Annotated in this window: 1 pseudogene; it reads left to right on the plus strand. The window is 50.2% G+C overall.

The window, feature by feature from the left end:
- Positions 1–1,343 (plus strand): annotated as a pseudogene (locus K5D32_RS25705) (adhesin); the annotation flags it as partial.

The following is a 1,343-nucleotide window of genomic DNA, read 5'->3' on the forward strand; positions in this document are numbered from 1 at the left end:
CAGGGGCTGATCTTCAGCGGCGGGGATATGCAGGCCAATGTGGGGAGTTTGACCAACCTCAAGGGCGACTTTTATGCGCTGAATAACTTGACCATCAAAGGGTATGGCGTTGAGCGGGCCAATCAGGTCTCGAATATATCGGGTTCAATGGAGAGTGGCGGCAACTTTGCGATCAGTGCGACGGCGTTTGAGAACCGCACGGAAGGTTCGGATAGCACGCAGGTTTCTACTGTGGGTCGGACTTTGGTGAAGGGGATTATGGCTATGAATTGTCTCATTTGTGCGAGGGATTTCTTAGCTGATTTTTATGTAAAAGAATACTTTGAAGGGGCGGCGGATGCCGATGTGACAGTCTCTGCTTTATTGGCGTCTGGGCGAAATTTTACTTTCGCTGGAGGCGATTTTTTAAATAGTAAAAGCACGATTAGTGTCGCGGGAAATATTGTTGTTAATGCTGATGGATTTAGGAACTTAGGTGCTGTTGTTGGTTCGATAGATCGGACGCGTATTTACCGCTCCTATGACTGGAAGGATGCGGAGTATTCTTATTTTTATAATCAGCGTAATAGTCCTGACTTTCCTAATTATTACTATGTTGATGCTGTGGGGGAATTGAGGCTAGGTTTAATATCTAAGTTTTTTGGCCAAGGTGGAGGGGATACTACTTATGGATATGTTGAATATGAGTTGAGAGATGCTGAGACTTTGTTGTTTGTGGATCCTTCTATGCTTTATCCAGAAGATCAGCTGTGGAATGAGCAATTACCCGTATCACTATATGATCGAAAAAATCTTGTAGAAGTCCCTGAGGCCATAACACGTTTAGAATTGCTTAGTGATATAGAGAAAATTGTGGGTAGCGGCAGCGTTGGTCGAAGCGCCATTATCCAATCTGGAGGTAATGTATCTATCACCGCCACACAAAACCTGCAAAATAGTGTCATTCGCCAGGATTATGTAGCCGCTGGCGGCACCAGCAAAGTTCAAGGCACCAGCCCCTCCGGCACGGGCACTACAATCATCCGGGTCAACGCCCAACTACCCCCCGATCTGTCCCAACAACAAGTCAACCCGCTCACCCTGCCAGGCTTCAGCCTGCCCACCGGCCAGAACGGCCTGTTCCGCCTGAGTGCCCAGACCGGCAGTGACGTCGCCGCCACCCAAACCAGCACTGCGCCACAAAACTGGACGCTCGGCAGTGCCAGCGTCTCTGTCGCGCAACGTGAGCAGACCGTTTCCGATACCCAGGCCCGAACTCTTCAGTTCGGAACAGCCGGGCAGGTTTCGACCGCCACTCGCCAACTGGCTGACGTGGTCCGTCAGAACTCGGGCTTGAGCGCCAA

The sequence above is a fragment of the Pseudomonas cichorii genome, assembly GCF_019719005.1.
Lineage (GTDB): Bacteria > Pseudomonadota > Gammaproteobacteria > Pseudomonadales > Pseudomonadaceae > Aquipseudomonas > Aquipseudomonas cichorii_E.